Origin of the sequence: Mycobacterium sp., assembly GCF_035570115.1 — a bacterium.
Lineage (GTDB): Bacteria > Actinomycetota > Actinomycetes > Mycobacteriales > Mycobacteriaceae > Mycobacterium.
The window spans coordinates 13,978-34,449 of record NZ_DATMLH010000304.1 but is presented as its reverse complement, the minus strand read 5'-3'; the positions used below and the strand labels follow the sequence as shown (position 1 = coordinate 34,449).

At 63.9% G+C, this 20,472-nt stretch carries 21 protein-coding genes and 1 pseudogene; 11 read left to right on the top strand and 11 right to left on the bottom strand.

All coding sequences use genetic code 11. The features are described 5' to 3' along the window. Window positions 1–16 precede the first annotated feature (16 nt). Window positions 17–1,213 (top strand): MFS transporter, encoded by a 1,197-nt coding sequence (locus VNW74_RS28935; protein ID WP_325683302.1) that lies wholly within the window; start codon window positions 17–19, stop codon window positions 1,211–1,213. 15 nt (window positions 1,214–1,228) lie between these two features. Here the strand turns inward: VNW74_RS28935 and VNW74_RS28930 are convergent, their stop codons facing one another. Continuing rightward, window positions 1,229–2,314 (bottom strand): aldo/keto reductase, encoded by a 1,086-nt coding sequence (locus tag VNW74_RS28930; RefSeq protein WP_414686817.1) that lies wholly within the window; start codon window positions 2,312–2,314, stop codon window positions 1,229–1,231. Window positions 2,315–2,400: 86 nt separating this feature from the next. On the opposite strand from VNW74_RS28930, the gene VNW74_RS28925 reads away from it, so the two are divergent. After that, complete coding sequence (locus VNW74_RS28925; RefSeq protein ID WP_325683296.1) at window positions 2,401–2,808, top strand: MarR family winged helix-turn-helix transcriptional regulator; 408 nt, start codon at window positions 2,401–2,403, stop codon at window positions 2,806–2,808. A gap of 8 nt (window positions 2,809–2,816) precedes the next feature. On the opposite strand, the gene VNW74_RS28920 is transcribed toward VNW74_RS28925, so the two are convergent. From VNW74_RS28920 to VNW74_RS28885, 8 genes and pseudogenes are all read right to left on the bottom strand, one after another. Further along, window positions 2,817–5,741, bottom strand: coding sequence for an ornithine decarboxylase (locus VNW74_RS28920; RefSeq protein WP_325683294.1), 2,925 nt, complete (start codon window positions 5,739–5,741; stop codon window positions 2,817–2,819). Between the two features lie 140 nt (window positions 5,742–5,881). Further along, window positions 5,882–6,319 (bottom strand): hypothetical protein, encoded by a 438-nt coding sequence (locus tag VNW74_RS28915; RefSeq protein WP_325683292.1) that lies wholly within the window; start codon window positions 6,317–6,319, stop codon window positions 5,882–5,884. An 80-nt stretch (window positions 6,320–6,399) separates the two neighbouring features. Then, entirely contained in the window at window positions 6,400–7,941 is a 1,542-nt protein-coding gene (locus tag VNW74_RS28910) for an adenylate/guanylate cyclase domain-containing protein (protein ID WP_325683290.1), read from the bottom strand. 187 nt (window positions 7,942–8,128) lie between these two features. After that, complete coding sequence (locus tag VNW74_RS28905) at window positions 8,129–8,974, bottom strand: patatin-like phospholipase family protein (protein WP_325683288.1); 846 nt, start codon at window positions 8,972–8,974, stop codon at window positions 8,129–8,131. Between the two features lie 108 nt (window positions 8,975–9,082). Then, window positions 9,083–9,281 (bottom strand): annotated as a pseudogene (locus VNW74_RS28900) (hypothetical protein); the annotation flags it as partial. Window positions 9,282–9,420: 139 nt separating this feature from the next. Further along, window positions 9,421–10,368 carry a cytochrome P450 gene (locus tag VNW74_RS28895; protein WP_325683286.1) on the bottom strand — a complete coding sequence of 316 codons (948 nt, stop codon included), beginning with the start codon at window positions 10,366–10,368 and terminating at the stop codon, window positions 9,421–9,423. Between the two features lie 211 nt (window positions 10,369–10,579). Further along, a complete protein-coding gene (locus VNW74_RS28890; RefSeq protein ID WP_325683284.1) occupies window positions 10,580–10,978 on the bottom strand; it encodes a VOC family protein in 399 nt (132 codons plus the stop codon). A gap of 213 nt (window positions 10,979–11,191) precedes the next feature. Beyond that, window positions 11,192–11,317, bottom strand: a complete 126-nt coding sequence (locus VNW74_RS28885; RefSeq protein ID WP_325683282.1) for a hypothetical protein — start codon at window positions 11,315–11,317, stop codon at window positions 11,192–11,194. 45 nt (window positions 11,318–11,362) lie between these two features. Here VNW74_RS28885 and VNW74_RS28880 point away from each other — a divergent pair, with 45 nt between their 5' ends. The 4 genes from VNW74_RS28880 (at window position 11,363) to VNW74_RS28865 (ending at window position 14,479) form a co-directional block, all read left to right on the top strand. After that, window positions 11,363–11,821 carry a universal stress protein gene (locus VNW74_RS28880; protein ID WP_325683281.1) on the top strand — a complete coding sequence of 153 codons (459 nt, stop codon included), beginning with the start codon at window positions 11,363–11,365 and terminating at the stop codon, window positions 11,819–11,821. Between the two features lie 258 nt (window positions 11,822–12,079). After that, window positions 12,080–12,883 carry an adenylate/guanylate cyclase domain-containing protein gene (locus VNW74_RS28875; RefSeq protein WP_325683279.1) on the top strand — a complete coding sequence of 268 codons (804 nt, stop codon included), beginning with the start codon at window positions 12,080–12,082 and terminating at the stop codon, window positions 12,881–12,883. A 286-nt stretch (window positions 12,884–13,169) separates the two neighbouring features. Next, complete coding sequence (locus VNW74_RS28870; RefSeq protein ID WP_325683277.1) at window positions 13,170–14,054, top strand: hypothetical protein; 885 nt, start codon at window positions 13,170–13,172, stop codon at window positions 14,052–14,054. A 116-nt stretch (window positions 14,055–14,170) separates the two neighbouring features. Then, entirely contained in the window at window positions 14,171–14,479 is a 309-nt protein-coding gene (locus VNW74_RS28865) for a hypothetical protein (protein ID WP_325683275.1), read from the top strand. Between the two features lie 113 nt (window positions 14,480–14,592). Here the strand turns inward: VNW74_RS28865 and VNW74_RS28860 are convergent, their stop codons facing one another. Beyond that, a complete protein-coding gene (locus tag VNW74_RS28860) occupies window positions 14,593–15,648 on the bottom strand; it encodes a ketopantoate reductase family protein (protein ID WP_325683273.1) in 1,056 nt (351 codons plus the stop codon). Window positions 15,649–15,773: 125 nt separating this feature from the next. Here VNW74_RS28860 and VNW74_RS28855 point away from each other — a divergent pair, with 125 nt between their 5' ends. Continuing rightward, window positions 15,774–16,733: an MBL fold metallo-hydrolase gene (locus VNW74_RS28855; RefSeq protein WP_325683270.1), complete on the top strand. Its 960-nt coding sequence runs from the start codon at window positions 15,774–15,776 to the stop codon at window positions 16,731–16,733. 1 nt (window position 16,734) lies between these two features. On the opposite strand, the gene VNW74_RS28850 is transcribed toward VNW74_RS28855, so the two are convergent. Then, window positions 16,735–17,997, bottom strand: a complete 1,263-nt coding sequence (locus tag VNW74_RS28850) for an alpha/beta hydrolase (protein WP_325683268.1) — start codon at window positions 17,995–17,997, stop codon at window positions 16,735–16,737. Window positions 17,998–18,182: 185 nt separating this feature from the next. Between VNW74_RS28850 and VNW74_RS28845 the strand changes: the two genes are divergently transcribed. From VNW74_RS28845 to VNW74_RS28830, 4 genes are all read left to right on the top strand, one after another. Continuing rightward, entirely contained in the window at window positions 18,183–18,689 is a 507-nt protein-coding gene (locus tag VNW74_RS28845) for a MarR family winged helix-turn-helix transcriptional regulator (RefSeq protein ID WP_325683266.1), read from the top strand. 134 nt (window positions 18,690–18,823) lie between these two features. Next, window positions 18,824–19,192: a nuclear transport factor 2 family protein gene (locus tag VNW74_RS28840; protein WP_325683264.1), complete on the top strand. Its 369-nt coding sequence runs from the start codon at window positions 18,824–18,826 to the stop codon at window positions 19,190–19,192. Continuing rightward, complete coding sequence (locus tag VNW74_RS28835) at window positions 19,185–20,054, top strand: oxidoreductase (protein WP_325683262.1); 870 nt, start codon at window positions 19,185–19,187, stop codon at window positions 20,052–20,054. Before VNW74_RS28840 ends, VNW74_RS28835 begins: the two co-directional genes overlap by 8 nt. A gap of 35 nt (window positions 20,055–20,089) precedes the next feature. Beyond that, complete coding sequence (locus VNW74_RS28830) at window positions 20,090–20,467, top strand: DoxX family protein (RefSeq protein WP_325683260.1); 378 nt, start codon at window positions 20,090–20,092, stop codon at window positions 20,465–20,467. Window positions 20,468–20,472: the final 5 nt, after the last annotated feature.

Sequence of the window (20,472 nt, the reverse complement as noted above, 5' to 3'; positions counted from 1 at the left end):
CTGGTCGTCTCCAACGCTGCCCACCAAGCGGGGTGAGGACCGCCGCGGACCTGCTTCAGGAGAGGCCGTATTCGTCGGCGCCTTGGCTCTGCTGCTGGCAACCGGATGGGTCGCCAACCACTTCGTCGCCTTGATGCCCGTGATCAGCGAGCGCCAACATCTCAGCGCTGCCGCTATTGACGCGATCTTTGGAATCTACGCATTGGGATTGCTTCCCGGCCTGCTCGTCGGCGGGCGCGCGTCCGATTCGTTCGGACGTCCGTCCGTCGCGTTCGCGGGCTCAGCGACATCTCTGGTGGCAACGCTGGCGATGTTGATCTCCCAGCAATCCGACGTGTTGCTGGCCGGGCGTTTGATCGTCGGGGTCGGCGTGGGTCTGACAATGAGCTCCTGCACCGCTTGGGTCTCCGACCTGAAAGGTCCCGCCGGCGCGGCCACCGGCGGGGCCGTGATGACGGCAGGTTTCGCCATCGGCCCGTTCGGCGCAGCGGGAATCGTTCGGGTGGGCGAATCCGGCATTCGGGTGTCGTTCGGAATCGCCGCCGCCGTCGTCGTCGCGGCGATGGTCATCACCGTCGCTGCGATGCAGCGTGCAGACGTGACCGCGCCGGCGACAGCCCCTGACTCGCAGCGATCGGAGTCGGCGCCGCAGGGCGCCGTGCAGGCGTTGAGCTGGGCCCTGCCGTTGGCGCCGTGGGTGTTCGCCTCGGCGACGCTTGGTTTCATCACGATCCCGACGCGTGTCCACGTCGGGCTCGCGGCTCCGCTGGCCGCGGGAACGGCGACGCTGCTTGTCAATGGTGTTAGCGCGGTTATTCAAGTGGTCGCCCGTGCCGGTAGCTGGGGGCCGCAAACCGGCACGGTCGGCGCAGCGCTGGCTGCCGTCGGCTACGCCGCAACGGCGGCCGCACCACCGACCATGCCGCTGGCGTTGGGTCTGCCGCTGCTGATCGTTCTCGGGTGCGCGGCCGGCCTTTGTTTACGCGAGGGCTTGATTGATTTGGAAGTCGCTGCACCGCAACGGGTGCGCGGTGCTCTCACTGGAGCGTTCTACGTACTGACCTATCTCGGCTTCGGGCTGCCGCTGCTGTTGACCGTTGTCGGATCCCCAAAGGCATCGGCGATCATTCTCGCAGCGATGGCCGCGCTCGCATCGTTGACAGCGGTCAGCCGAGCGGTACGGCTGCGACGAGACAGCCATCGCCAGAATTGATTCGGCGGCTTCGGCTCAATAGGGCTGGACGCCTTCAGGTATCACATACTCGGAGATCGGTGCAGAGACACCGTTGACGGTTGTTCCGTTGTTGATCACCCCGTGCGCGGTTGTCAGCAGGCCTTGAGGGAAACCGAAAGCCGGTTTGGTGAGTGCGTCCAGCCCGATCAGCTCCTCGGCCGTGAGCGTCACGTCGAGGGCACCGACGTTGTCATCAAGCTGCGAGAGCCTGCGTGCCCCGATGATGACTGACGTCACGGCCGGCTGTGCCTGCACCCAGGCCAGGGCCACACTGGCGACCGTAGTCTCATGCGCTTTCGCGATGACCTCGAGTTCGTCGATGATCGCGTAGGTCTTCTCGTCGAGGAAAGCCTCGACGATCACGCCGCGATCGGGCTTGTTCTCGCCAGTACTGCGTCGGGTGTACTTGCCACTGAGCACGCCGCTTTTCAGCGGTGACCACGGCGTTATTCCGAGGCCGAATTCGCTGGCCATCGGAACCAGCTCTTGTTCGATGGTGCGTTCCAGCAACGAGTACTCGACTTGCAGCCCGATGAACGGCGACCATCCGCGGAAACGAGCGATCAGGTTTGCCTCGACGATCTTCCACGCCGGGGTATCCGAAACACCGATGTAGCGCACCTTGCCGGCCTGAACGAGGCCGTCGAGCGCGGCCATGGTCTCGTCGATGGGAGTATTCGCGTCCCACATGTGCAGCCAGTACAGGTCGATGTAGTCGGTTTGCAAGCGCCGCAACGAATTTTCGCAGGCGCTGATCAGTGATTTACGCCCCGAGCCACCGCCGTTGGGATCACCCGGATACAGGTTGCCGCTGAATTTGCTCGCGATCACCAGGCGATCGCGTCGGGTGGCGTGCCGCCCGATGTGGTCTCCGATGATCTTCTCGGAGTGGCTCCTTGTGTAGAAGTTGGCAGTGTCGATGAAGTTGCCGCCGAGTTCGACGTATCGGTCGATGATCTGTTGGGACTCTTCGACACCGGTGCCCCAGCCGAGATCTTCCCCGAACGTCATCGCTCCCAGACACAGCGGGCTGACGCGCAACCCGGATCGTCCGAGTGTCACATAGTGATCCAGAGGCATGGTGGTCGCTTTCTGGTAGATTGTTCACTTATGAGTTTGTATATATCCGAGCTAGTTTATCTCTGAACTATCTGGCAAGCAAGTCGATGCCTGCATCCGATGTGGCCAAGATCTGGTCGCTGAACTACCGGTTACTGCTGTCGGTGATCGCCAGCGTCGAGGCCGACATCGGCGCGTTGGGGCTCGACTGCAAGGAGTTGTTCCTGCTTATGGAAGTCGACGAGCATCCCTACCCTGCCGAGCTTGCAACGACATTGAGCATGCCCAAGGCGACGGTGACGGTTTACCTGAAACGGCTTGAGGGCGCGGGATTCGTGCGCCGCGAGATCGACCCGGCCGATCTGCGGCGCCATCGTTTGCTGCTCACCGCGGCCGGGCGTCACATACTCGGGGAGGGTCTCACCCTGCTGTCAGTCGCATTCGACAAGCGCCTTGACCGGCTCACCGCCGCACAGCAAAAAGACCTCAAGAGCTTGCTCGAAGAAATCCTCTGACGTCGGCGTTAGGACTTTGACTCGGCTCGCACTGCGTCGCCGGGTTGCTGCTCGCCGAGCAGTTCATCCTGACCGACCTCGGGGAGACTCTGACCCCCACCATTTCCGCCGCTTCTCGCCGACTTTTTCTTCGGCGGTTTTTGCGGCGCCGACACGGGCGTGGGGTCCGCGGAGCGGTGGCCGTTGGACGGTAGCCCCACCGCTGCGGCGACCGTCTCGATCGCCTTCTCCGTGTACACGCGATAACCGAAGTTCGGCTCATAGCCGTGGATTTCGGGTGTATCGAGATCGCGCATGAACTGCAGGATGTCCCGGCTGACCAGCTGGCCGGGCACCAAGACCGGGAACCCTGGCGGATAGGGCGTCACGTAGGTCGCTGATACGACATCGAGGCCGGCATCGAGGCGTTCGTCAATCTGTTCGCCGAACAGGTATTCGCAGTTGGTGTCGTCGTACGAGAGGTAGAACGCCCGGCGGACGTCGCCTTCCGGTGTTGGCTCGCTTCCGCTGTGATCGAGGAACGCTGGGTGGAAGCCGCTGAAATCGGGTAGCGGCAACGACATTTCGGTAAGCCGATATACCGCTCGCTCGAAGTGTTCGCGTTCACCCAGACTCATTTCGGAGATTCCTTGGTCGAGTTCGTTGGCGATGTTGACCAGGACCTCGACCAGGAAAGCGACCGAGCTGCGCGTGGTGCCGATATTCGTCATGAACAACACGCTGTTACGCGACGTCTTGTTGATCTGAATGCCGTAACGGTCCATCAGCTGTTTGCGTTTGAAGGTATCGCCGTCATAACCGGTGCGCCCGATCCACAAGGTGATTCTGGAAGGATCGAGCACGAACTCGTCGTGATCCCAGGCCGCGATCATGTTGCGCAGCCCCGAACGCAGCGGCTGGTCGATGGCTGTCGGCCGGAACCGATCCGGGATCAGGTGAGACGTGCCAAGGCAATTCATGTACTTCTTGAGCAACGGATGGTTGTCAATCGCATCGCGAAGTTGCATCGCGTTTTCGATTTGCCGCTGCACCAGTTCGGCGCCTTCCAACGCCACCTGGCGACGACCGAGGTCTAGGGACGCCAGTATCTGGTAGTTGGGTGAGGTCGACGTGTGCGCCATGTAGGCCTCATGGAACGGCACGGCGACCTTCTGGTCGAAGTCCTGATCGAAAGCATGGATCATCGATCCCTGCCGCAGCGCGGTCAGCGTCTTGTGGGTCGACTGGGTGGCATAAACGCGCACCCGCGCTCTTGCGGGGTCGGCCATCAGGCGACGGTCCAGAAGATCATCGTCACTGGGTGCATCGGCGGCCTCGTCGGCCAGGTACTTCTCGAAGCGACGTTTGTAGTCGGGGTCCTGGAACCGCTCGCGCAGCGCCTCTGCCGACGCCATCGCGGTGCGTGTCCGATAGACCGGGTGGAAGCGGGCGAAGGCGAACCACGCCTCGTCCCACAAGAACACCAGATCGGGCTTGATGGCGAGGCACTCTTCCATGACACGCTGGACGTCGTAGACGATCCCGTCGAAGGTGCAGTTTGTCAGCGACATCATCTTGACCCGGTCGAGCTTGCCGGCACGCTTCAGCGCCAACAATTTCGACTTGATCTCGCGCAACGGCACCGCTCCGTACATCGAGTAGTCGTTGAGCGGATAGGCCTCTAAATAAACGACATTCGCACCGGCAAGCAACATCCCGTAGTGATGTGACTGGTGGCAGTTGCGGTCGAGCAGCACGATGTCGCCGGGCGCCACCAGCGCCTGGGTGACGATTTTGTTGGCGGTCGACGTTCCGTTGGTGACGAAGTAGGTGTGCCGCGAGCCGTATGCTTCCGCCGCGAGCTGTTGGGATTCGCGCAGCGGACCGGTGGGCTCCAGCAGTGAGTCAAGGCCGCCGCACGTCGCCGAGGTCTCGGCCATGAATACGTCCAAGCCGTAGAAGCCGACCATGTCCTTGATCCAGTGCGAATTGACGATCGACTTACCCTGCGAAATCGGCAGTGCGTGAAATACGCCCGTGGGACGGTGGCTGTATTGCTTGAGCGCGCTGAAGAACGGAGTGCGGTAACGCGCCGCCACCCCCTGCAGGATCGACAGATGAAGCTCGAGCATCCCTTCCCGGGCGTGAAACACCCTGCGGAAATACTGACCCAGGCGCCCGGCGATGTCCTCCACGTCGATTTCGGTCATGAGGTACAGGTCCAGCTCGGGCCGCAACTTCGCCAGCGAGACCGCGAGGATCTGGGCGCGTTCTTCGGGCGTCTTGTGATCGGCCATCTCGTCCGACACCGCGGAATCGACGAACTCCGCCAGGGAAGACAGGTCGCGGGTCGATTGGTGGGAGAAGCGCCGCCGGATTATCACCGCTTGCAAGTTGACGTTCAGCCGTGCCGCGATGAGGGCCTCATCGCCGCTGGATACCACCACAAGCTCGTAGACGAATTCGTCGTCGGGGCGTCGCCATTTGCGAACCTCGTTGCGTAGCACCCGTTCCTGGTCTTCGGTCATCTTCTCGACGACGAGCACCTCGAAATAGGGGCGGTCGCGCTGCGCTGCCGGCTGATGCTCGAGGGTGCGCGGATCGGTCGGGAACATATCGAGCTCGTCGGCACCGGCGTTGTCGACGTCGCCGGTGCGGTACGACTCGGTGGTCAGCGCGCGGTTGACCTGCCCCACCGCTTGTGCGAACTTGTCATAGCTGCCAGCAGCAAAAAGTCGTTGAATCCGCGCGAATTGAGGAGAGCCGGGGTAGGCCCAGTAGGGCTCGAGCGTACTCAGGCGCGTCAGTAATTCCTGGCAGCCGTTCGCACACTGTTCCTTTAACGCTCCCCCGGTGTCCGGGCGCGTCAGCCGGTCAGCGGCCTCCTCCAACCGGCACCACGAGTCGCTGCGGACCTGCCACAGACTGTTGTAAGCACGCAAGTGTTCCGTCATGACGGACCTTTCCCGAGTCGCGGCGACTCCTGATGTCCGGGAGCGTCGGATCAAGGTTCGCAGACCCAGCCCGCCCTCTGGTGACCAGCAGACAAACACTCGGCATCCGTCCCGTGACCGCCTCAGCAGACACCGGGTGCTTAGACGGTACGGGTGGCGATGAACATTCGGGCCGCCGCGGCCACCAAGACCGTGTCGATCAGGAGGGTGTAGGCGTGCGGGCGAAGTCGGCGCACAATCGTGCGGGTCAGGAACGGGCCGATCATGAGGGCAGCCCCGACTACCATCCCACGGACGACGAGACTGGTTGTGAGAACGCCGAACTGGCCGAACGTGGCGAGCTTGGCGGTGTAGAGCAGCAACGCGCTGGCGGCCTCAGATCCCAGGAAAGCGCCCCCGCTGAGCCCAATCCGGTGAACACCGGCGCGCTCAACGGCCCGGTCGATAACACCAGACCGGTCAAAAACCCCACCACGGCACCGGCGACGCCGAGATGCCATAGCCGCACCCGCCACGCCCGCGCCGTCATGATCCTGCGGACCGGGATCATCACCGACTTCGTCGGCAGCCGCCGGCACCTAGATGACTCAGGCCTGCTGAGCCACCTAGTCCGGGCGGGGTCGGGGCCTGGGACGTTGGGTGTTTCTCCTCGAGCTGTTCATCTGCGGTCGGTGGCCGGGGCGAGGCGGGCCACTCCGCGCAGGATCCACGGTGTCCGCCTGGCCATCGCGGCAACGGCGCGGTCCGAGCGGCGCATCGCGGTCCGAGGCCCGGGAGTGGGTGTTGACACCAGTTCCGCCTCGGCCGATCCGGCCCGCGGGCCGTGGCGATCGACCGCCAGCAGTTGCCAGGTGCCGGGCACGCCACGCAGCTCGACGCTGCCACGGTCCTCAAAACCCGTGCCCGAGCCAACAACCAGGTCACGCACGGTGCGCGAGACGAGGATTTCCCCGGCACCGGCCTGGCCGAGGATCCGCGCCGCGATGTGTACGGCGAGCCCGCCGATGTCGTTGTCCAGCAGTTCACATTCGCCGGTGTGGATGCCAGCGCGGATCCGGATGCCCAGCGTCTCGGCGTCAGTGCGCAAGGCCTCAGCGCAGCGGATCGCCTGCGTCGGGCCGTCGAACGTGGCGAGATGCCCGTCGCCGGTGCTTTTGACCACGGTGCCGCCGAATCGGTTAGTGAGTTCGGCGGTGATCTCATCGAACCGTTGCAGCACCGCCCGCCATCGCTCGTCGCCGGTCGCCGCCGCGCGTTGCGTGGAGGCGACGATGTCGGTGAATAACACGGTGCGCAGGGCGCGACGTGACTGGGACGGCGCGGCATGGCTGCCGGTGAGAAACGCCTCGACCTCGGTCAGGATCCGGTCGGGATCGGCGAGCCAGGGCACGTGGTCGCTGCCCTCGATTTCGAGCAACCGCGCACCGGGGATGTGGTCGGCGAGGTACCGGCCGCACTGCACCGGAACGACTTCGTCGCGGGAATGGATGAGCAGGGTGGGCGCGCTGATCGTCGGCAGGATCGGCCGCACGTCGATCCGAAACGCCGCTTCGAATGTCGCCCTCGCCATCCCGGGGCTGGCGCTCATGCGCTCCACCATTGCCAGCTGGCGTATCGACCGCACCGACGGCAGCAGAGCTTTGGTTGCCTCGCCGCTGCCCCACGCCGAGACGGCGGCGCGGCACCAAGACTGCCAGCGGACGAGCTGCTTCACCGAGGGCGCGTAGTCGTTACCCAGCTCGCGCACGAGGCGCGCCCGCACCTCGGCCGGATCGCGGTCCAAGTCATCCCAGCCGTCGATGAAGGCGTACGCGAAGGTGCCGGTAAGAATCAACGCCCGCGCTCGCTCCGGTCGTGTTGCCGCGAAGACCAAGGCGGCCGGGCCGCCCTCGCTACCCCCGAAAAGCACCGCTCTTTCGAAGCCGACGGCGTCCATGACAGCCTCGATCTCGGCCGCCCTATCATCCAGCGTGCGAACTTTCGGCGCCGGATCCGACAGCCCCGCCCCGGCCTTGTCGAACAGAAGGACGCGACAGAACGTGGACAGCCGCTCGAAGAAGGCCGCGAATTCGGGCACGGTCCAGTACAGCTCGATGTGGCTGGCGAACGACCCGGCGAAGACGAGCTCGATCGGCCCGTCCCCGAACACCTGATACGCCAGGCTCAGATCGCCGCAGGATGCGTACGACGTTTCCGGCACGGTTTGCAAGCATGGGTCCTCAATAGCTGTCTGGCACGAGTAATTAGCTACTCGTTTTCCGCTCGCATCCCTGCTGGGCGTCGGCGGTCCTCTGGGCAGGACCCAGCCCATACCACCTTTAGCGCGGTCAGGGACCAGCCGGACGGGATGGGCTGGACAGGGGTGGGCGCTACCGCGGCCGCCCCGCCTAGTGGCGGTGCGGCTCAAGCAATCCAGCCTGGCCGGTGGACGGAGGGCACGCTGCCAGCCACTCGCGGGTAGCCGCATGTGACCGCTCGATCAGCGTTGCCGCGTGCGAGAAGTCCGCCCCTGAAGTGGCGACCGGACACAGCGGTCGGATGACGTGCAGGTCGACCGCTTGCTCGAAGCGGGTGACGTCGACAGCGAGGTGATGATTGATGGTTAGGGTCAGGGCGTGCAATGCCATCGTCAGCGCCGCCTGTGGTGAGGCGGGCAGGGCGCACGAGTAGCCGGTCGGCAACACCCAGACTCGGTCGGCGCCGAGCGCGACGGCATGGGACAGCGGGGTGTTGTTCACGACACCCCCGTCCATGAGATCGCGCCCGTTGATGTTCACCGGCGGGAATACGCCGGGGATGGCAGCGCTGGCCGCGATCGCGTCGACTGCGTCTCCTGACGACAGCAGAACGTCGGTGCCCGAGATCACGTCGGTGGCCACCACATGGAGAGGGATCGGTGCATCCTCGAGCCGGGCGAATCCGAGTTGGTCGGTCAGGAGGCGCCGCAAACCACTGTTGGGTACCAGGTGCGGACGGCGACCAAGGAAGCCCAGGAGCCCGGCGATCGGGTGGGTGGGGAATATGTCTTTTCGCGACAGCGACAGCCACAGGTCGGCTAGTGCGCCAATGCCCGTGGCATCGGGCCCCGACGCGATCCACCCGCCGTTGACCGCGCCGACGGATGTGCCGACGATCAGGTCCGGCGTTATCCCTTCATCGGCCAGGCCGAGCAGCATCCCCACCTGGACCGCACCGAGGCTTGCGCCGCCGGACAACACGAATGCTGTTGTCATGTTCTTACCTAACCGCGGCGGCGCGGCGGCCTATCGCGATTGTCGCCATTGTGACACAGTTGCCGGTGGCCTTCGCCGCGGATACCAGCCGGCGCCCACTCGGCAGCCGACCCCGATACGCAGCCGGATCGGCGCCAACGGCGCCCGCTGCAACTCCACGGCAGCGGCCACCGCATCGGACGCGCGGGCGAACGCCGCCACAAAACTGTCACTCTCACCCTGCTCGACCGGGCGCACGCCATCGTTTGTGCGACACCAGCTGATTCAGACGGGCGATGGCCGCGGTCATCTCCTCAGGCTGGGTGTCCGGACTGCTGGCCCTAGGCAACTGCGTTTACTTCATCTACCTATCTTCACGAGGTAATGATGTCTAACCCTAAATCCTTCGGGTCAGCGTCGCTCGCGCTGGATCGAGTGCGAGCACTCATCGAGATTGTGGATCAGTACTAAGCCCTCGTCACTAGCGGCAGCTCCGGCAGAAACAGCACGCTCTGAGTCGCTGGGAACGCGGCCGCCGGCCGGAAACCGGGAGCCAGCCCAACATGCCCGGCCCGGTCGACCCACTCCTCAACCAGCACTCGCAACACCTGCCGGACGATGTGCCCGCCCCGGCAACGCATAGACCCCGCACCCAAACTCCAATGCCGGTGCGCCCTAAAGCCAATCACAAGATCATCAGTGGACATGGCGTCACTGCCGTCCCGCTGCACCGCACCGATACACAAATTCAGCACCACGTCGGCCGGCACCTCTACGCCACCGACGGTCGTTGGCTGGGTAGTAAACCGCTGGCAACTCGGCGCCATCGGCTCCAACCGGAGGATCTCTTCAATGAACTCGCGCATCAGCTCAGGCTGACGTCGAAGCACATCGCACAATTCGGGGTTGCGTGCCAACTCGAGTAAGTGCCAGCCGGCGTGTTTGAACAAATTGCGGCACGCCTCGGACAGGACATGGCCTGACCGCCCGTTCAGGTGCTCAACAGGCAATAGCTGCAGACGCGACACGCTGTCGAAAAGGGCGTCAGCCATCGGCGTGGTCACATCGGCCACCGCGTCACCGCCACCAGCGGCGGCAAAACGATCGATCAGCGCGGCGGCGGTCGGCCGGAACTGCGCCGCAACGTCATGAGCTGATTTTGGGGCGAATAGCTGCTGGTGAACCTGGAGATCGCTTTCGGGAAGAGCACGGGCGCGATCCAACCTGGCATCGTCCAGATTCTCTAACACCTCCTCCCGTCCGACCACAAAGACAAAGTTTGCAAACATCCCGTTCGCCGCTGGATGTCGCAAAACCGGGCCGGCCTGTCGCGCCAGGCGCCAACCCAAGCCGCGGTCCGTGCTCAGGGCGTTTGCCGCCTCGTCGGGAAAGACTGGACAGTCGGCAAGCCTCACATGCCCCCTCCTCATTCCCAGCCAAGTGGCGCTCTAAAATTCCCGCAATTTCGCGACGATAACGGGATTGAACCAGTGCATACCGTACTTGCGCACGCGCAAACTCGTCGGTGCACGACGCCTCCGATTCCCAAGGGCGTCGAGGTGTGTGTTCCCAGTTGCTCCGTGTCGGAACTCGACCACGTCACCCTGCAACGGTGCTCGCCGACGGTCAAACTCCGAACTTGGCCCGAGCCTCGTCGGTGATCGGGGTGAACAGGTTCACCAGATTTCCGTCCGGATCCCGGAACAACAACGCCCGGTTACCCCACGGCATTGTCGTCGGCTTCGTCACGACCTCGGAGACGCGCTCGCGGAGCCGCTCATATTCCGCGTCCACGTCCTCGACAATGAACTCCACGATTGCGCTTCGGTTGGCCGCCGGTTCGGCGGATCCGTCTCCAAACAGCGGTACGGTCTTGTCGCTGCCGATAGCCAGCGTGCCGATCGGCGTCGGTATCTCGGCGAAAAGCTCGTTCCCCCATATCGCGGAGACCTCGGTGACCATCTCGTAGAAATCGACGAGCCGATTGACGTCGGCCGTGATGATTCGGGTCGAAATGAACTTCATGCGATCTTCCTAGAGGTCACGTCGGTACCGTCAATGTGCGGTGTCTTGCGGAAACGATGCTAGGCACCGCCACCGACAACCAGGGTCTCCTTGCTCTTCGTCTGCCGCGTCAAGCCGCCATCGGCGCAAGCCTGATGCGGCTATTTCGACGGCGTGTCGTTGCTTTATGTCGGAATTCGACGACGTTCCCGATCATCGACTCAACCTCGACCACTAACGAGATTCGATCACCGACACCGAGTTGAAGCCGAGGCCGAGGTTGGTGACGTAGACGGTGTGGGTGCCCGGATCCAGGGAGAGAACCATCGTCGGCCAGCGCCCGGCGGGGGACCGGCTCATCGGTTTGCACTCGAATGAGCCGCCCTCCGCCTTACACTCTGGGAAATGAGCGCCTATCAGACCGTCGTGGTCGGTACCGATGGCTCGGACTCGTCGCTGCGTGCGGTGGATCGCGCAGCCGCGATCGCTGCGGATCTCGGGGCGAAGTTGATCGTTGCGACGGCGCATCTCCCCGTCCCGGAGGAACGCGGCCGCTACGCCGTGCCGCCGGGGAGCACCCACGGGGAGGACTACCGGCTGGTGGGCGACGCCCCCTTCTATGCGATCCTGCACGACGCCAGGGAGCGGGCGCACAAGGCCGGGGCCAAGAACGTGGAGGAGAGGGATATCGTCGGTGCCCCAATCAACGCGCTGGTGCACCTGGCCGAGGAGGTCCGTGCCGACCTGCTGGTCGTCGGCAACGTCGGACTCAGCAGCGTCGCCGGGCGGCTGCTGGGATCAGTCCCATCCGAAGTCTCCCGTAGGGTCAAGACCGACGTGCTGATCGTCCATACCACCGACTGAGGCATCGTTAAGAATCGTTCGGCGTCGGACCACAACCTGTATCTCAGACCAATTGCCTGCATAAACGCTGGTGCGCGATACCGGGATTGAACCCAGTGGCAACTGCTACTTGCACACGCGCAAACGTCGTCGCTGCGCGCCGCATCCGATTCCCAATGGTGCCGGGTGGGTGTGTCCATTTAGGGATTGACGAGCCAGCTCCGCTGGCCCGATCTGATGAGAGCTGTCGCCGATGGGCATGCGGTGCGAAAATGAGGGATGTCGAATCGCACGCCCCCACACCCCGAGGGTGCGCAAACCAACGCGGAGGAGTGGGCGCGATTCTTCGAACTATTTGGCCACGCCAGGATTCGGCGCGGGATTCGGCTGCTCTCGAAGCTGCCGTCCGCCCCGCGGTGCGAAGCCTGTGGCAACCCGTTCGCGGGCGTCGGCGGCTGGCTGATGCGACGGATGGACAAGAGCCCGTCGCGCAAGAATCCGCGGTGGTGCAAGGTGTGCTTCGAGGCGGCGCCCCAGGGTGGCATGACCCTGACCATCGGGGTGCTCTTCGCTGATGTCCGCAACTCAACCGCCCTCGCCGAGACGCTCCCACCGGACGAGATGGCCGGGCGCCTCAATCGCTTCTACTCCGAGATCACGCAGGTGATCGTCCAGCATGGGATCGTCGACAAGCTCATCGGTGACGAAGTGATGGGCCTCTACTTTCCGCCCCTCACACGCAACGGCCGCTACGTCGACGCGATGGTCAGTGACGCTCTCGCAATTCTGCGCACGCAGGGTCGCGGCTCGCGCAAGGGCCCGCGGCTCGAGGTGGGCATCGGCTTGGACGTCGGCCCGGCGTACGTCGGGATCGTCGGCGAGGGCGAGATCCGCGACTTCACCGCAATTGGCGACGTCGTGAACACCGCGTCGCGGCTCCAAGGCGTTGCGGCGGGGGGCGAGATCGTCATGCCCGAGACCGTCGCGCGCATCGCTGCCGTCGACGGGGGCGAGGTCGTCACGCTCGACCTCAAGGGCAAAGCCGAACCCGTAACGGCACGCCGGATCACCGTCGCGAGCTAGCAGCGTCACGCTCACGCCCGCTCGGGTCTGCTGGACGGATAGGTCGCACGTGAGATCGCTTGCCCAAAGTGGGCGGGCTGTAAGGATGTCACTGTGCCCAAGCCGTACCCGAAAGAGTGCCGTGACGATTTGGCGACAAGCTGGAGCAGATCAACGAGGCGATCGACGTGATGGCGTCTCGGTCACGCTCAAGTCGGGCCGGGTTGTTGCCAACCCGCTTGTGGCCGAAGCCCGGCCTGCTGGTCGCCTACCTGGTGGGCCGCGCGTTGGCCCAGTTCGCCGACCGATGAGCCCAAGCCCGAAGCGCGAGCACGTCGGTCGCCGGCTCGAGGAGCGCTACCGGCGGCTGGAGGAGGCCCGCAGCAAGCGGCCGGCCGCCGCAATCCTCGCCCGCTTCAACGAGATCGACGGCGGCACGCAGAGCGGACTTGTCTCGATCGAGCTGTTCACCACGGTCATCCCCTTGATCATCCTCGGATTCGGCTACTTCTCCGGCTTCGCTAAGGACGCCAGTCCGGGCATACTCCTGATCCGCGAGCTGGGCCTCCAACACCCCCTAAGTGACAGGGTCCGCGAGGCGTTCGGCACTTCCTCAGGACTGAGGTCGAGTTGGACGATCATTGGAGTCGCCGGATTCCTTGTGTGGGGAATCCCGATGTCGATCACCATCGCCGGAATCTTCGCCAGGGCCTGGCGCCGTGAGCAATTCGGGCTGAGCCAAAGGCTGCTGCGGGGCGCCACGTGGTTCGTCCTATACCTGACGATGATCGGCTTTCGTGAACGGATCGCCTTCGCCGGCGATCACACCGGTGCGATGCGCATGCTGCTGTTCGTGGCGGCACTCGTGCCGGCATGGGTCTTCTGGTCGCTCACGCCGGTTCTCCTGGTCCGGGACGGTGGCCGGGGATGGAAGTACCTTGTGCTCGCCGGGTTCGCCGCGGTGGTGATCGACGGAACCATCATCCCGCTCGCCGCCCGGGTGATATTTCCTCTGTTGCTCCGCGGCTGGGACGGGTTCGGCCCGATCGGTGTCGCGATGACATTGATCATGTGGTGCGGGGTGATTGGCTTCGGATGGGTGGTGACAGCGTGCGTGGGCGCGGTCCTGTGGGAGCGCACCGCCCCTCCCGAAACCGTCATCGAGTCACAGACAGCCGTCGGTCCCTCCTAAGCATCTGGGCTCCTCACCGTGCATCCGCAGAAATGGGGTAATCGCATACCCTAGGCGCCCACTCTGCCGCGCCAGAGACTGTTGGGGTTCTGTCCCGTCTAATGGAGGTTTCCACCATGACAATCGTCGCAACCACTATCGTGCATCCGAACCCCGGCGTGGCCTGGGGCGACGTTCAGAAGCAGCTGAAGCGTGCGAGCGAGCTTGCCAGCAAGCATGGCGCGGAGAACGTCACGGTGCTGGTCACGATGGTCGGGGGCCAGGGGACCAACGCCATCGGCTTGCTGACGACCGCTCACGACTGGGCCACCTACGGCAAGATCCAGCAGCGCCTCAGTACCGACCCGGATTACCAGGGACTTCTGATTGACGCAGGCAACATCGCCACCTGGGAGAACTACGTCAGCCAGACGATTGACGTGTAACGCGCCGCGTTATAAGTAATCGACAACCCTCAGCCGCGGTTCGGTGTTCATTGTCGGTGCTCCCACCAGCTGCCTAGGTAGTTCCCGCTAGCAACTACCTAGGCAGCTTGCGTTCACCCGAACAGTTGGGCCAGTTCTGCCGCCGAATAACGGCTTGGCCCAAGGCTGTTGCGGACGGCAGAACGTGCCACGCGTGCTACAGCGGCATTCAGTGGTGCCGTGATGCCATGGCGGTGAGCGATCCGGACGATCTCGCCGTTGAAGAAGTCGGTCTCGACGTTGCCGGTGTTGCGGCTCAACGACTGCCACGTGGAGTTGCTCGCCCCGGTATTCCGTCCGGGTACCGCGCGGGCAGTCGGTCCGTTCTTCCGGGCGGCCGTGGATGTCTCGAACGAGACCCACTCGATTCCGGCGTGCCGCAACACATTCTCACCCTCACTGCGCAGCGCGGCCTCCACCGCGCTCGTGTCAGCCGCCTCGGCGGCCAGGGCGCGAACGGCGTTGCCAAGGTTGCTCAACAGCTTGTTGTACTTCCAGGGGGCGACGTCGTCGGGAGTATGCACCCGGATCCCCGCGGCGGTCCACGTTTCGGCGAGGCCCGACAACAGGTCGGCGTCGTCCTGCGTGCTGATCGACGCTGGCCACCGTGCGATGTGGAACTGGCCGGCCACCGGCCACGACCGCACGATCACCTCCCCGGGCTCGAGGTGCACAGCCGGCAACCAGACACAGATACCAAATACCCGCCGGAAGTAGCGCAGCGCTTTCTCCTCGGCGACAACACCGTTGAGGGCGGTCATCGCCGGCAGTCGCTCACCCGCCGTCCCGACCAGGTCATTTGGGCCGTTTGGCCCGAAGACCGGCTGGTCCGCCCATTCCTGCAGAGCCGCGTCGAGCTGCTGGGTCTTGGTCGCGAAGACCAGCACATCGCGATCGGTCAACCGCAGGCGCTCGGGCCCGGACGCCGCGGTGACCGGCGTGTGGAAGGTGCCGTCGGCCGTTCTCAACGTCATGCCCGCGATCGCCAAGACTTCCGCGTGTCGACCCCGCGCCACCAACACCGCGGCGGCACCGGCCCGGGCCAGCAATGCGCCCAGGGTGCCGCCGATCGCACCGGCACCAACGATCACGTATCGGTGGTCGTCTCGAGGGGTCGCCGCCTCATCCAATGCCGCACCTTCCGTCGCTTCCGGACTTTCCCGCTATTGAGCGAGGTTACGTATCCCCGTTGCCATAATGACAGCGGCCACCAACGACGCTGCCAGCCGGAAACACCACACGGACGGGGTCTCATATGTGCGGCTCGCTGCTTCAGCACATCAAGCCGGGCCGCCACCTACCGTTCGCTCATCCACAGCTAGACCACTACCGGAAGTTTCTCGAGCGGCCAGCGGAGCCGGCGGCGACAGCGCTGGCGGCGCATTTCCTCGGGACGAGTTCTGTACTACTCCGCGACGAGAACACGTCGATCCTCTGCGACGGCTTCGTGACCAGACCGGGCATGTTGAGTCTGCAGTTCGGCAAGATCAACCCGAACCGCCAACTCGTTCGCAATGCGATCGACCGCCTCGACGTGGCGAGCTCATTGGCCGCGGTGTTCTGCGCACACTCTCATTACGACCACGCGATGGACGCACCCATCTGGGTCAGCGAGACCGGTGCCGACCTCATCGGCTCGGAATCGACCGCCAACATCGGACGTGGCCTGAACGTACCCGAGTCCTCGCTGAAAGTCGTCAGCGACGGACAAACCCTGTCCTACAACGACTTCGAGCTGACCTTCATCCATTCGGTACACAGCCCCGGCGACCTTTACCCCGGTGTGGTCACCGACCCGCTCGTCCCGCCGGCGCCCACCCGGGCCTGGAAAAGCGCCACCTGCTACTCCGTGCTGGTCAACCATCCGCAGGGACGGATCCTGATTCACGCCAGCGCCAACTTCGTTCCCGGAGCGCTAGCCGGGCACCACGCTGACGTCATCTACTTCGGCGTCGGTTTGTTGGGTAAACAATCAGACGAGTTCCTCAACACCTACTGGGACGAGGTCGTCATTACCACCGGAGCGCGCCGGATCATCCTGGTGCACTGGGACGACTTCTTCCGCACCCTGAATCACCCGTTGCGCCCAATGCCCTATCTGGCCGATGACTTCGACGCCACCATGAACCGGCTACTCCCGCTCGCCGAACGAGCAGGCGTCGAAGTACTCATCCCAACTCCCTGGCAGGCCACCAGCCCACTGGCCAACCACTGAGCTATGTCTTGAAGAAGGTGGCCAGGCGTTCGACGGCCGCAGACGACTCGGGTAGCCCGGCCGAGATGAAGACCGGCCAGACGTGTATTCCATGTCGCCAAGACTCGAAGGACACGTCGACACCAGCCGCGGTGGCGGCATCCCGGATACGGGTGGCATCGTCGTAGAGGATCTCGTTCTCACCGACCTGGATGAGCATCGGGGGGAAACCCTGCATGTCGGCGAAGATCGCGGAGCAGCGGGGGTCGCGGGGATCCGCCCCGGCAAGGTAGTCGACGACACTTGACTCGAGCATCTCACGGGTGACCAACGGGTCCAGGTGTTTACGTTGCTCGATGGAGGCGCCGCCGAAAGTCAGGTCGGCCAACGGCGAGAGCAGAGCGATTCGTTCGGGAAGCGCCAAGCGTTGATCGCGGGCCGCGGCGGTGACGGCCACAGCCAAGTTGGCGCCGGCTGAATCACCGAGCACGGTCAGCATTTGCGGGTCGGCATCGCCGTCTGTGACAAGCCACTGATAGGCGCGCAGGCAATCGTCAAAGGCGCCTGGGAAGGGGGTTTGTGGAGCGAGCCGATAGTCCACCACGAACACTCGAGCGTTGGCGGCCAAGGCTACCGCGGCCGCAAACGGCACGTAGCGGTCCGGCGGTGAGCCAGTGACGTAGCCGCCGCCGTGGAAATACAGGACGGTCCGTTCGGGGCTACCGACCTGCGGTTGCAGCATGATGGCGGGGACGCCCCCTAATTCAGTGCTGCGGCGTGACACGCCTTCCAGCTCAGACGAGCCGTCCGCTCCGCTTCCGGAATCGGCGGCGGTGGGCCGCGCCCGAAGGTAGCCAATGAAGGCCTGCAGCAGCTGCGACGGACCGTCACCACTTTCCGGCTCGGCGAGCAACGTGTCGGCCGGTCGACTGCTAGTGATGACGGTGTAGAGCTCGGAGATGAGTTCGTTGCGCACGACGGCCACGTCGAATCCGCAGACCACTGGCTCGCCACCGGGAGGCCCGATCTCAAATGCCATGTAGCCCAGTCCCCGTGTTTCGTAGACCGGACCTGCTTTGGTGAAAACCAGTCCTTGCGTTCGCGATTGCAACGCTGTTGCCTTGACGTCTAAGGCCTCACGACCGACCGTGCTCCCCTCGTCGTCCGTCCAGCGCACATCAGGCGAGTAGATGGTGTTGATCATCGCGGCCCTGCGACCCGCGTCGCGCTCATTGAAGACCCCGAGCAAATTCGCTTCCATCAAGCGACTGATGGTCTCCGTCATCGTGAGTCCTTTCGGCCTGTTTTGGCTTCATCAATATACGTGATAAATCATGTAAACATCGTCGCTGACGTTTGTATTCGCTCCCGGTCATGCCCTACTGGCGGAGGTCGGTCGCGACGCGTTGAAGGGTTTTCCGGCGATGATCTGGATATCCTGGGCGGATAGCCGGAGAAGGAAAAGCCGAAGTGTCACGTAGTCAACGCCGGAAGACCGATCAGGACCCTTGGCTGTCGCCGGCCGAGCTGCAAGCCTGGCGCGCGTTCATGCGCGTGCAGATGCGGATGAACTACGAGATGAATCGGCAGCTGCAGAGCGACAGCGATTTGTCTCTGGCCGACTACCACGTTCTGAACGCGTTAATCGATGCGCCTGGCGGCCGCCTGCAAATCTCTGATCTGGCGGCGCTGATCGGTTGGGAACGCAGCCGTGCGTCGCATCAGCTGCGTCGGTTGTGCGAACGAGGCCTCGCTGAGCGGGTTCCATCGCAGGACGACCGCAGGGCGACCGATGCGATTCTGACAAAGGCCGGTCGCAGCGCGATCCACGCGGCAGCCCCGGGTCACGTGGCGTTGGTCCGGCGCATGTTCTTCGACCCGCTGCCTGACGATCTGCTCGCGCCGCTCACCGCGGCGCTGGAACACGTCCACGTGCACATGAATTTCCATAGCTCGTTACCGCCGGTTCCGTGGTGAAGAGCGGGCGACGCTCACCGGTCTAGACACGCATCTGGGTCACCTCATCAGCCCACCGCAAGATCATCTTGCTAGGAACATGACGTATCACGTATCATCGTTGCCACGCCGCCCCTTGTGAGAGAGGGACCCCTATGCGTGCAACAACGCGCGCCCAGACGCTCAACCTCTTCGCGTTGGTCGACGCGATGGACGTTGGGGCGTTGACCCCACTTTTTGCCGAGGGTGGACGGGTCGTGTTCGGCAACAGCCAGCCGCTGGTCGGCATCGGGGAGATCCGGATAGGCCTCACCAACTTCTACGACACGATCGCCGGCCTGCACCACGAGGTGGTACGGGAATGGAACGTCGACCGAGACACGATCGTCGAACTGAAAGTCACCTACGACCGCAAGGACGGTCAGCAGGTCACCATCCCGTGTGTGACGATTTTCCATCTCGACGCTGCCGGCAAAATCGACGCGTACCGCGTCTACTTCGACGTTGCGCCGATTTATGCCTAACCATGCGTCTCGCTATCCCCTTGCCGACAAAACGGTTTGGCGCGTCGGGTATGGCGCGATGCAGCTGGCCGGAGACAACGTTTACGGTCCGCCACGCGACCGTGATGAAGCCATCGCAGTGCTACGGGCCGCGGTGGAGGCCGGGGTCGATCACATCGACACCGCGCAGTATTACGGGCCGGGGGTGGTCAACGAATTGATCCGTGAGGCACTTCACCCCTACCCCGAGGGTTTGGCATTGGTCAGCAAGGTCGCGGCCCGCCGCGACGATTCGGGTGCGGTGCTGCCCTATGACGAACCCGATCAGCTGCTGTCCGGCATATACGACAACCTCACGACACTGGGAGTCGAGCAACTTACCGCTGTCAACTTACGGGTGCTCGACAACGCCGCACCCGATGCCCGCTTCGTTGATCAGCTCGGCGCCCTGGTCACAGCCCGGGACAAGGGACTGATCGGCGGAATTGGAATCAGCAATGTCAGCCGCGCCCACCTGATGCGGGCGTTGGACATCACCGAAATCGTCTGCGTGCAGAACTTCTTCAATCTCGCGGCCCGTGAGAGCCTGCCCGTCTTGGAGGAGTGCTGTGCACGAGAGATAGCGTTCGTGCCGTTCTGTCCCTTGGGCTTTCCCACGGCGCAGCGCGACGAGATCCTGTCCAACTCGGTCGTCGCCGGCGTCGCCGATCGCCACGAAGCGAGCTCCGCACAGGTCGCCCTCGCGTGGTTGCTGGCCATCGCACCTAACGTCCTGCTGATTCCGGGAACCCGGACTCGCGGCCACCTAACCGACAATCTTGCCGCTGGCGGCCTGTCGTTGAGTGACCGCGAGATCGAAGTCCTTAACCAGGAATTCGGCTGACAACTGTTAACCATGAAAACAATGAGGAGATCCGGATGAACCTGGCGCTGTGGATTATCGCGATCGTGCTTGCGGTGGGGTTTGCCGCAAGCGGGCTGATGAAGATCGTTCGCACCAAGGAGCAACTCGTCGCGTCCGGCTTCGGCTGGGCGCAGGACTTCAGCCCGTCCACAATCCGGCTCATCGGGATCCTGGAGGTCCTCGGCGCGATCGGGCTCATCCTGCCGGCCGCGCTGCATATTGCGCCGATCCTGGTGCCACTGGCGGCAATCGGGCTCGCCCTGACGATGATCGGTGCGGCCGTCGTGCACGCTCGGCGCAAAGAAACGCCGATGATCGCGATCAACGCGGTGCTGCTTACGCTCGCCGTCATCGTGGCCTGGGGCCGTCTCGGGCCGTATCCCCTGACGTGACAATG

Bases quoted from the DNA above. Each gene is read 5' to 3' on its own strand.
- VNW74_RS28930 (WP_414686817.1), bottom strand. From the start codon at position 2,314: ATGCCTCTGGATCACTATGTGACACTCGGACGATCCGGGTTGCGCGTC.
- VNW74_RS28925 (WP_325683296.1), top strand. From the start codon at position 2,401: ATGCCTGCATCCGATGTGGCCAAGATCTGGTCGCTGAACTACCGGTTA.
- VNW74_RS28920 (WP_325683294.1), bottom strand. From the start codon at position 5,741: ATGACGGAACACTTGCGTGCTTACAACAGTCTGTGGCAGGTCCGCAGC.
- VNW74_RS28905 (WP_325683288.1), bottom strand. From the start codon at position 8,974: ATGACAACAGCATTCGTGTTGTCCGGCGGCGCAAGCCTCGGTGCGGTC.
- VNW74_RS28890 (WP_325683284.1), bottom strand. From the start codon at position 10,978: ATGAAGTTCATTTCGACCCGAATCATCACGGCCGACGTCAATCGGCTC.
- VNW74_RS28885 (WP_325683282.1), bottom strand. From the start codon at position 11,317: ATGAGCCGGTCCCCCGCCGGGCGCTGGCCGACGATGGTTCTCTCCCTG.
- VNW74_RS28880 (WP_325683281.1), top strand. From the start codon at position 11,363: ATGAGCGCCTATCAGACCGTCGTGGTCGGTACCGATGGCTCGGACTCG.
- VNW74_RS28875 (WP_325683279.1), top strand. From the start codon at position 12,080: ATGTCGAATCGCACGCCCCCACACCCCGAGGGTGCGCAAACCAACGCG.
- VNW74_RS28870 (WP_325683277.1), top strand. From the start codon at position 13,170: ATGAGCCCAAGCCCGAAGCGCGAGCACGTCGGTCGCCGGCTCGAGGAG.
- VNW74_RS28865 (WP_325683275.1), top strand. From the start codon at position 14,171: ATGACAATCGTCGCAACCACTATCGTGCATCCGAACCCCGGCGTGGCC.
- VNW74_RS28855 (WP_325683270.1), top strand. From the start codon at position 15,774: ATGTGCGGCTCGCTGCTTCAGCACATCAAGCCGGGCCGCCACCTACCG.
- VNW74_RS28850 (WP_325683268.1), bottom strand. From the start codon at position 17,997: ATGACGGAGACCATCAGTCGCTTGATGGAAGCGAATTTGCTCGGGGTC.
- VNW74_RS28840 (WP_325683264.1), top strand. From the start codon at position 18,824: ATGCGTGCAACAACGCGCGCCCAGACGCTCAACCTCTTCGCGTTGGTC.
- VNW74_RS28835 (WP_325683262.1), top strand. From the start codon at position 19,185: ATGCCTAACCATGCGTCTCGCTATCCCCTTGCCGACAAAACGGTTTGG.
- VNW74_RS28830 (WP_325683260.1), top strand. From the start codon at position 20,090: ATGAACCTGGCGCTGTGGATTATCGCGATCGTGCTTGCGGTGGGGTTT.